8 protein-coding genes are annotated in these 10,103 nt (G+C 54.7%); 4 read left to right on the top strand and 4 right to left on the bottom strand.

What is annotated here, in order from left to right; all coding sequences use genetic code 11:
- Positions 1-69: 69 nt before the first annotated feature.
- Entirely contained in the window at positions 70-351 is a 282-nt protein-coding gene (locus VGC62_RS12750) for an HU family DNA-binding protein (protein ID WP_331187439.1), read from the bottom strand.
- A 354-nt stretch (positions 352-705) separates the two neighbouring features.
- Here VGC62_RS12750 and yejK point away from each other — a divergent pair, with 354 nt between their 5' ends.
- From yejK to VGC62_RS12730, 4 genes are all read left to right on the top strand, one after another.
- The gene (gene yejK, locus VGC62_RS12745; protein ID WP_331187438.1) at positions 706-1,707 is read left to right on the top strand and encodes a nucleoid-associated protein YejK; all 1,002 of its coding nucleotides are present in this window, start codon (positions 706-708) and stop codon (positions 1,705-1,707) included.
- A gap of 33 nt (positions 1,708-1,740) precedes the next feature.
- Positions 1,741-2,091 (top strand): glutaredoxin family protein, encoded by a 351-nt coding sequence (locus tag VGC62_RS12740; RefSeq protein ID WP_331187437.1) that lies wholly within the window; start codon positions 1,741-1,743, stop codon positions 2,089-2,091.
- 51 nt (positions 2,092-2,142) lie between these two features.
- Positions 2,143-2,334: a hypothetical protein gene (locus VGC62_RS12735; RefSeq protein WP_331187436.1), complete on the top strand. Its 192-nt coding sequence runs from the start codon at positions 2,143-2,145 to the stop codon at positions 2,332-2,334.
- A gap of 283 nt (positions 2,335-2,617) precedes the next feature.
- Complete coding sequence (locus tag VGC62_RS12730) at positions 2,618-3,592, top strand: hypothetical protein (protein ID WP_331187435.1); 975 nt, start codon at positions 2,618-2,620, stop codon at positions 3,590-3,592.
- A 61-nt stretch (positions 3,593-3,653) separates the two neighbouring features.
- On the opposite strand, the gene VGC62_RS12725 is transcribed toward VGC62_RS12730, so the two are convergent.
- From VGC62_RS12725 to VGC62_RS12715, 3 genes are all read right to left on the bottom strand, one after another.
- On the bottom strand, positions 3,654-4,586 hold the full coding sequence (locus tag VGC62_RS12725; protein WP_331187434.1) for a glutathione S-transferase family protein: 933 nt from the start codon (positions 4,584-4,586) through the stop codon (positions 3,654-3,656).
- Between the two features lie 64 nt (positions 4,587-4,650).
- A complete protein-coding gene (locus VGC62_RS12720) occupies positions 4,651-5,001 on the bottom strand; it encodes a GIY-YIG nuclease family protein (protein WP_331187433.1) in 351 nt (116 codons plus the stop codon).
- A gap of 138 nt (positions 5,002-5,139) precedes the next feature.
- The gene (locus tag VGC62_RS12715) at positions 5,140-10,062 is read right to left on the bottom strand and encodes an NEL-type E3 ubiquitin ligase domain-containing protein (RefSeq protein WP_331187440.1); all 4,923 of its coding nucleotides are present in this window, start codon (positions 10,060-10,062) and stop codon (positions 5,140-5,142) included.
- Between the last annotated feature and the right edge of the window lie 41 nt (positions 10,063-10,103).

Here is a 10,103-nt window from a genome sequence, read left to right as displayed (position 1 = left end):
AATCCCACCCACAAAAAAACCGTGCCCGGATCACTCCGTTGCACGGTTTTTTACAGCAAGCGTTGTCGCTTACTTGTTGATCGAGTCGCTCAGCACTTTAGCTGGAACGAACTTGACCACTTTCTTGGCAGCGATTTCGATGGCAGCGCCAGTCGAAGGGTTGCGGCCAGTGCGAGCTGGACGCTCGGTGATTTTCAGTTTGCCGATACCTGGCAGAGTGATTTCACTACCGTTTTCCAGTTGGTCAGCGACGATTTGGCCCAATTGCTCCAGAGCGTTACGCGCGGTGGTTTTAGGCGCGTCGATAGCTTCTGCGATATCGGCGATCAATTGGTCTTTAGTCAGAGCCATGGTGGTGTTCCTTCCCTATCAAATTCATATGGTTTGCAGAGTGCGTACAGGCGCGAACCTGTAGATGCCTAATTCGCCCTTTGGTTCGCCCAAAGAGCCCACAAACTGCGTGCTTAGCGCGTTTCGGTGCGCAAGACCGGGCAAAACTAGCACAGAGCCAAACAAATATCCGCCCCTACCTACCCATTTGGTCAGCTTTATCACGCCTGAAGCACAAAAAATGCGTTCACAATCCTCAAAGCCACTGTTTGGGCTTGATTCGGGCGTTCGGGGCGGCAGGTGCGGTACACTTGCCGCCTTGCAACTGAGCCTTGCGCTCACCCGTTCAGTTTTATTTCAGCAGCCGAGAAATCCATGCCGATCCGTCACGCCATCGTTCACCTGATCGACAAGAAACCCGACGGTACGCCCGCAGTTCTTCACGCACGCGACTCCGAACTCGCTGAGTCCCAGGCCATCGAGAACATGCTGGCGGACCTCAACGAAAGCTACAACGCCAAACAGGGGAAAGCCTGGGGCTTGTTCCACGCCGAATCCGGCGCGCACCCTTTCAGCGGCTGGCTGAAGGAATACCTCGATGGAGGTAAAGACTTCACCGCTTTTAGCAGGGTCGCCGTCGAGCATCTGCAAAAGCTGATGGAGGAGTCCAACCTGTCAGTCGGCGGTCACGTGCTGTTCGCTCACTACCAACAGGGCATGACTGAATACCTGGCCATCGCCCTGCTGCATCACAGCGAAGGCGTTGCGGTCAATGAGGCGCTGGACGTCACGCCGTCGCGTCATCTGGACCTGGGCCAATTGCATCTGGCCGCACGGATCAACATTTCCGAATGGCAGAACAACAAAGCCTCCAAGCAGTACATCTCGTTCATCAAAGGCAAGAACGGCAAGAAGGTCTCCGAGTATTTCCGGGACTTCATCGGTTGTCAGGAAGGCGTCGACGGCCCAGGCGAAACCCGCACACTGCTCAAGGCGTTCAGCGATTTCGTCGAGAGCGAAGACCTACCCGAAGACTCGGCCCGCGAAAAAACCAAGACGCTTGTAGACTACGCCAGCAGCCAGAGCAAGATGGGGGAGCCCATGGGCCTGGAAGAACTGTCCGGCCTAATTGACGAAGACCGCCCGCGCGCGTTCTACGATCACATCCGCAACAAGGACTATGGCTTGTCGCCGGAAATCCCCGCCGATAAACGCACCCTCAATCAGTTCCGTCGCTTTACCGGCCGGGCGGAAGGTTTGTCGATCAGCTTCGAAGCGCATTTGCTGGGCGACAAGATCGAATACGACGAAGAAGCCGGTACGCTGATTATCAAGGGGCTGCCGACACAACTGACTGATCAGCTCAAGCGCCGTTGATTCTGAAGCTGACTCTTAGGAGAAAAGCAGAGCATGCTCGTACCCACCTTGAAGAAGTTTCTGCTGATCATGCTGGTGGTTGTGGTTTACCAGAACTGGGGCAAGATCGAAAACTTCGTCCATCCGTCCTCAGCGGTGTCGCTACAGGCCCAGGCCAACGCCAAGGTCGTGCTGTACGCCACTGACTGGTGCGGCTACTGCAAACAGACCCGACGCTTTCTCGACAGCAAAGGCATTCCCTACACCGAGTTCGACATCGAGAAGTCAGCCCTGGGGCGCAAAGCCTACGAAGCGCTGGGTGGCCGCGGCATCCCGTTGATTGACGTGAATGGCACGTTGATCAGGGGGTTCAGTGAGGATGAGATTCTCGCGGCGCTCAAATGAACCCACTAGCCCCCCTTTTTACAATCCTCCAGCACCCCACGTATCTCGTTAATGTTGCGCGCCAAGCTTGACCAAGTACTGAGTGTATTCGCCGCCCAGCAGAGTGCGTATACCTTCGATATCGCCTTTGCCGGACGTTTCCACCCGTTGGGTATGAATGAGAACGTAGTCGGCGAGCATCTGGACTCGCACCGTTACGCGCGTCGTAAAACTCGCAACACGTTTTTCGCGATGTCCTCATGAGGCTGTGTCATGCGGTGTTTGTGACAATAATGTCGTATAGAGCCTAATGTCGATAGCAGGGTTGCGTATTATCGCGAAAACTGATTAAACGTAATGACGTGCTATCCAGAAAATTCGAAATAACACTTACTTCGAAAGAATCTAATATCGAATCCTTCAATAGCAACAAAACTGCTTAACTAAACAGAACGACCGTCATCCACACTGACACGTCAAAATATAAAACTAGGACCAATGCCATGTTGGAACCGTAGAGCACATATAAGGAAAGAGGTTTCACACCATGAAGGCCAACATTATTTTTACTGCTTTTTTAATTTTATCTTTGACAGCTTGCACCTCCCCTAAATCGACCGTATATGACCAGGTCAATCAAACCGCAATAACCCACACTGAGCGAAGAGAAATACCAGTGCAAACGCCGGAGCAGGTGTTAGCAACTACCAATGCACTCTACAACTCCATCAATAACAATTGCCGAGAGACTGACACAAATGAACCGCGCGGGGACTACTACTGCAGCGGAGTACTATTGCGTACCGTCAACGACGGAAACTACTTGCCTTGGTCTCACAGCCCCAATGCGATCAGTATGGGAGCCTCCTCCTACTCATGGATGCGACAGGACGTTGGTAATACGTCGTTGCTCCACCCTGCCGGGTTCATATTGCGCAATACTGTTGAAGGAAACACCCATAATCTGCCCGCAATCGACAGTGGCTTTATTTGTTTATATCCAATCGATGGACTAACCGGCGGCAATCTAAACCATAACGGATGCGGCATGCCCGGTTCGGTTGCAGAACTACTGCCGCAACCCCAAGCCAAACACCGCAATCAACATTTCGCGTGGGGATCATGCGAAGCGATGGGTATTACTACCCTTGAAGCCTGGAACAGGTTTTATCTGGATCACCTCATACCTTTCCCTTGGACGCAGGTACAGTGCTCCTGGAATGTCGATAGTCAGTCCGCCTGGAGAAACGCGGTTTCTTCATATGCTACATTTTCTGAAAGTAACGGCTATATCTGGAATGAAATGATGCTGGCCGTCACCGATGATGGATCCATGCTGAAAGAGAATATTTCGGCGTTTTTTTATGATGTCAGCAAATCAGATGGATTGAATAATGCTCGCACCTTTCAAACCAAGCTAAATGCCAACGGCTATAACGTGCCTATTCTCAGGTTGAACTTCACGGCGCCAGCCGCCACCAGGTTTTCATACGCTGCCCAGGATCAGGCCATTCCACAATAACCATCAATTGTCGCCGCAATCCTTGGCCTGAGGTTGCGGCAGTCCAATTGCCAGACACGCCTCAACAGTGCTTGATCTGAAACCCATACCGTGGGAAATGCACATGCACGGTACCCGCCCGCTCGTCTTCGCGACGCAGTATCAGCACTTCGCGCCCACGAAACACAAGCTCGCCCTCGACCGGGTCGACACCGTAATCAACCGCAGAAATCATGACCCGCTGGCCCGCCTCAAAACCATTGGGGTCTTTGAAAACCTCATCCGGCAATGGTGCGGGGGTCGCGCTACGTGCCACTTCAAGCGCATCGGCTGATGTCATCTCAGTGTGTGCGCCGTGCCCGAAATCGAGCACGCGCTTATACCAGATCGCCACGGCCGGATAGTCATCAACCAAACTGGCTGTCACGGGTGTCTGCTTGAGAAACCACAGCGGATGTATGGCCGAAAGATCGGCAATTGAAGGCGCTCCAAACAGATAGTCGCCATTGCGCTCCAACTGGGTTTCCATCCGGGACATCAAAGTCGGCCATTGCTGCCGGGCCAGTTCCAGTGGTACCCGAGCGGCACTGCCACCGCTGAACAACGCAGCGCGATCAGCCACGAACGCTTTCATTGCCTCGGGCGATACCCTGGCGAAACGTACTGCCATCGACTCAGGCTGAAACACCAGGCTGACACTATGCAAAAACATCACCGAATCCGCCCATGCCGCGAAGCTGGCAACGGTGAACTCCTGCCCTTCGGGATAGAAGGTGGGTGAAAACTTTTGCCGCTCCAGACGGTGAGCGATGAGTGCCGTGTCGCAGTAGATATCGGCACCGACTTGCAACACGGGGGTTTTACGATAGCCACCGGTCAAGGCAGTCAGATCCGGTTTAGGCATGATCGGTGGGACGGTCACCGACCGCCATGAAAGTCCTTTGAACCCAAACATCAGCCGTGCCTTTTCGCAGAACAGTGACGTTGAGTAATGATGCAGGATCAACTCTGACATGCTTCAGTCCGTCCGTAGGTGGAGGTCAGCAGCTTAACCGTGTCTGCTTCGGTGGCCTACCCGATCAGCCTAATGGCCCTTCATCACGCCCATGGATAAGCGTCTCACTCACCCATGTGCTGGCGGCCAGCGCTTCTTTGGCGCTCTTTTTAAGCTTTTTGATCAAGCGTTCCTGACGCAGCGCTTCGCGTTTGTCTCGACAGGCTTCGACATAGACCAGCGCCACGGCGGGGCTTGAATAAAAGAAACGCGCGCCCTTGCCGCTTTGGTGCGTGGCGAAACGACGTTGCGGATCAGCGCTGATGCCGCAATACAACGAGCCATTAGCCGCGCGTACCAGATACACGAACCACGGCTTGTTGGCAGCCAGCGCACTGCTGGCATCATTGCTGTCAGGGTGGGTGATATCTGGCATGACGACCGACGGACGCGAGAGAGCGCCGATTCTAACAGACACAAAAGGGGTAACCGCAAAGCGTGCGACCACAAGCGCAGCGGTGCAGGCTTGTGGTCGTATGGCGAGTGCTGAAAATGGCCGGGGCGACTCAAACAGTCAGCCGCCGTATTTCAAACCCTCCTGATACGTCAGCAAATCCAATAACGCTTTCCTGCGTACCTGATGCGCCTCCTGGATCGCCATCGCGCGCGCATTATAGGCATCGCCCAGCCCTGGAAATTCGTCCTCCAGACGCTCCCTTTCGGCCGTTAAGGTCTGCTCAATCTGAGCAAACGCCTCGGGATAGGCCTCCTCCAGCCACGCTACCCAGATATCCCTGTTCGTCGCATTCTCCCGGAACGCCGGTCCGCGCTCACTATCAAGCACCTGCCGCTGGACGCTCGACAATTCATCCTCGTTGACCGCTGCCAACCGTCTAAAAAGCATTCCTCGTGGCGGATTTGGAAGCCCCAATCGCTGAGCCAAACCCAGACGATACGCCAGACGAACTTCAGCTTCGTCCCGATTTACACTATTAGCGACCGCAAGGCGATCGACTTCGCTCAGACGATAAAGGGCTCGCATTCGCTCATACAATGCAGCGCCCCTGTCGGCTTCGGGAATACCTTCAAGTGTTTCGCGCGTGACCACCTGAACTTCCAGCTGATTGAACTGCAGACGTACGCCGTCGCCACAGGTGTGACCCGCAATCGGGTCCGCAGCCATTGCATTTAGCTGGTCTCGCAGCCCTGAATCTCGATCTGCAATCTCCAACACCTGCCAAACCTTGCTTATCAACTCGGTGCGAACGGCTGTGTAATCGGAGGTTTGCGGCAGCCGACCGATCAATGTCATCAGCATCGGCGCATCACCTGAAGACTGGATACGGTCCAGAGCCGCTAATTGCTCCGTCGTACCGACGAGCCAGCTCAGGTCAGTTGGCGGTACTTCTTCGACCGGACCAATGTCCATCTCCGAGTGCGAGTCCGAATCCGAATCCGAATCCGAATTGGAACCCTCGGAACCTTCTGATTCCGAGTGGGAGGAGTCCGCCCGCTCATGTCCCATTGCCAGAATATCGTCAGGCAAATCCATGAAAAAACTGAAGGATCGTCGGTGGTCGCGATCTCCGACATGAGCGAGAATCATCGTGTCGCGGGTCAGGGGATTGCCCTCAAGCGCCAACTCGGTATGCCCATCATCAGGGTTATACCTTCGATTGCGCAGGACATAATCCGGCAACTCCCTCAGCCCATTGTTGGCCAGTGACAGCCCGCTGATACGGCCAGGCAACAAGGGGTTCAACCACTCAGGCCACTGCGTCATCCCGACGTTATCCAGGTCCATAGACTCCCAGTAACGGTCCATGGCAGGCGTGTAGTTGATCGCGCCCAGAGTGTTATTACTCAGATCCAACCGCTGAATCTGACGCTGACCACTGAGGAACTCCAAGGCCGCCTGATCGATCACCATTCCCTGATCGTTCAAGGTCAAATCCTTCAGGTTCTCCAGTTGCTGCAGTATCAGGGGCGGCGCGCTCAACCCCAGGCTTGGCCCGATGAGTGCCAATGACTCTAGATTGTAAAAACGCGCTAAAAAATCGTTCAATTGTTGACCGTCAGCCACGACATTTCGCAACTGCAGAGCTGAGACGTTTCGATAAAACGTGTCAGGCAGTAGCTGGGGAAACTCAGAAAGCGCAATGTTCTCCAGAACCACTGGCGGTACATGACGCCTTACGACCGATCCGAGCCAGTGATCCATCAATGAGTCACCTAGGCGCCGGCGTCTGTTGATCGTTTCCTCACTGGGAGCAGAGGCAGAACCGCCTGCCTCAGCCCAATCACGAAGCGCACCCTCCAACTGCGATTGCTCACGCAATAGAAAGTCAATCTGCGGCTGGTGTGCAGGCGGTATTGTCATGTTGAACCTGAATGGATAACCCTTGCGGGCGGCACGCAAGCTCATTTCGATCATGGTTTCGAGGGACAATCGATTGCCCTCTAAGGAAATGGACGTGGCATGAGATGAAGATGCATTGCTTACCAGAATGAGATCGGGCAGGTACTCGATTTGGTTATTGGCCAGTGAAATCTCACCAATGTGACCTGGCACTAAATCGTTTAGCCATTGAGGCCAGTGATCCAGCCCGACACGTTCCAGCCCGAGCCTTAGGAGGTTCAGACTTATCGAGCCTGGCGGTGTAGCCCCCATCGCGACGCGGTTGCCGCTGAGGTCGAGGGTCTCCAGATTGGGCAGCGTACTGAACGTATCCATCATGGATGCGCTGATCGTCATGTTCTGATCGATCAAGCTCAAGGCTCTTAACTGCGGCATATGCCTGGAAATGATTTCCGGCGAACCAAATAAGGCAGGAAAGAGATGCCTCGGTGAAGCAGAGTCGGTCATTTCGAGTACAGTCGCATGCGTGAATCGGCGCAAAAACTCTTCGAGCGGATCGTGATTCCATTGTTGATCGGGCACCCAGGGGTCGGGCGAGCCAAAGTAACGAGTGGTATTGGAAAGCCGTAGCTGTTGGACGCTTTCATAGAAGAAGTCGGGGAGTTGACCAGGAAAGTCTGCAAGTCCCACTGAGTCTAGAGTTAAGGCCACAGTGTCAGACGTATTGGGAAGACTCCTCGCTTGCCAATGGTCAAGAATTGCCTCGCCGATACGCGTTCTGCTGGCAAGCCTCTCCACGCTGGGGTTGAACAGTGTGGCGGAAGACTCCGCCCAGCGACCCAGACTCGTGCGCAACGCTTGACACTCATCGAGCAGCACATCCAGCCGCGCATTGATGTCGGCATTAGTCCAACCCTCTGCACGCATTTGCCCAAGCACCTCAGGTGGCGTCGTGTCTCGCAGCTCTAACAGCCCGACCTTGTCCAGCAAATGATCTTCCAAAACATGCCCTGGCAGCCGACCGCGCCCACTCAAGGCATAACCGGCGCGGCCATTTTTCAGGCGCTGTGGCACGTTGAACGTAAGCTTGGCGCGGCCTTGGCCGAGAATAAGCGATGTCTGTTGGCGATTCTGGGATGCCAGCCTTGCCAACGCAGCATTCAAATCGGCATGTTGCGCCACATGCTCAATACCGATGGAGGCGCGTGCTGCGTCCGGCAATGCATGCAGAATCGCATCGCATAGATTATTGCCAGCTTTGGGTATGCCATTAAGCTCATTGCCTTGGGTATCGAACGCCTGATATTGGCCGGTGGACTTGACCAGTGTCTTGACTTGCGGGGCTTGCGGGTTACCGATGACGTCAAGCAGCGGGCCTTTGGTCGACCCTTGGCGAACTTCAAGCCGCACTTGATCAGACCAGCCAGGTAGTTTCTCCAGCAGTTTCAGGCTCAGGGTTTCAGTATCAGGATTGACCACTGAGGTCAGGTAAAAACCTTCAAGCGCACGGTTCAGTCGCGTATGTCGAATATGCCAGCCAGCGGCTTCGGCAAGACGCAAGGGCACACGATGAGTCTCCGTCATGAGCTGGATCTCAGACGCTTGGGACGTCGCAATCAGCTCATCGGCAACGGCTGTCGGTAACGTTGGAAAATCACGTTGCAGGCACTGTACTGCCGGGTCTGTCGAGCGTTGGCTGGCGGAATAACGACGCTCGAACTCAGCAGCACGCGTATTGCCCGGTTGCTCAACGAACGACTCAAGGGCCGCGTCCAACTGAAAACGCGTGATCGTGTCGCGCAATTGTCCGGATTCGATAGCGTTTTGCACATGAACCTGGCGCAGTGCTACCTCATCCGTGGCGGTGACGGCCAGTATCTGTTCAGCGGCCGTGTCTGACAGTCCAGAAACCGAATGGCCCAAGCGTCGGAACAGTTTGGTTTTCGACCACTGTTCCGGCTGCTCGCCGACGACACGGAAAGCACCCGCGCCGTTGTGCTCCAGATCAGGCGAAAAGCCGTGGCGAGGGTCGGGGTGTCTGATCTGCCATTTATCAAGGTCTTCACGGTACTCGACCTCAAAAGTCCCCTCATCGAGGGTCAGGTAGTTTCTTCCCGCCCGAGGGAAAATACCGTCAGGGTTCAACACCGTGCCCGGCGCAATCTCGACGTTGACCTTGAAAGGCTCAAGGTTGGGCTTCCACAGCCGAATCTCGCCGGTTTTGAGGGTGATGGGGATGAGCTGTCCGACAAACTTATTGCCCTTGATCGGCGCAGGCTCGGGGATATGGCTGCTGCCAACTGCCTGATGCAATGCAGCCATGAAAGCGATATTCAAGCCCACGTCCACGAGGTGGTCAAAACCCTCTTCAAAATCACCGTGGCTGATGTCTTCAAGGCCGTGATACACCTCGCCAACCAATTCCGCAGCGACGTAAACCATCATCGCCTGACCCAGTACAGGCACGAAAAACGACGCGACATTGAGGATGTTCATGCCGATGGACAGCCAGTCCTGCAACCGTTCCTGACGGCTTTTTGCGTCTTCGTCTTCGGTCGGTACCGCAAGGAAGCGTGCGTTGTCTTTGATCAAGGCAATTTGCTGTTCATGCATTCGCTTGAACAGGTTTGTGTCGATGGGATCAGTCTCAAGACGCAAATCTGCTCGCGAGTCAGGCGCATGGTGCCAGAGTCCTGTGGTGAACCAGTTGCTGTCGATTGGCATCAGCGGGAAAAGATGGCGGTTCAACAGACTGAAGAACTGCGCTCTGTTTCGCTCACCAATGAGCTGTGCAAAGAAGGCCTGATAGGACTTTTGCATCAGCCGGGTACGCAGTTCGTCTTCCACTTCATGTAAAGACGCAAACTCTTTGAAGGGCCGGATAGGGTCCTGTGGGATGTACAGAACCAGCGGCACCTGAGTGAACGTCCAGGTCGCCTGAGGTTTTATCAGAACGACACGCGGGATCTCGAAACCCAGTAGCGTCACGGACTCAAGCGCTATCGGCAGGCCGTCGAACATCGGTTCCAATGAAGGTTTTACCAAGGACAACACGGCTGACAGCGCTTGCTCGCTGATGTCTTTCCTCAAGAATGCGGCACGGGCGTAAAGCTCCATGTCGGCCTTGTCATTGAGGATGAACGTGGCTCTGGCATTAAATCGTACGGCATCGCGCGCAT

Origin of the sequence: Pseudomonas sp., from assembly GCF_036404235.1 — a bacterium.
In the GTDB taxonomy this organism is placed as follows: domain Bacteria; phylum Pseudomonadota; class Gammaproteobacteria; order Pseudomonadales; family Pseudomonadaceae; genus Aquipseudomonas.
This window is presented reverse-complemented; position numbering and strand designations above follow the sequence as displayed.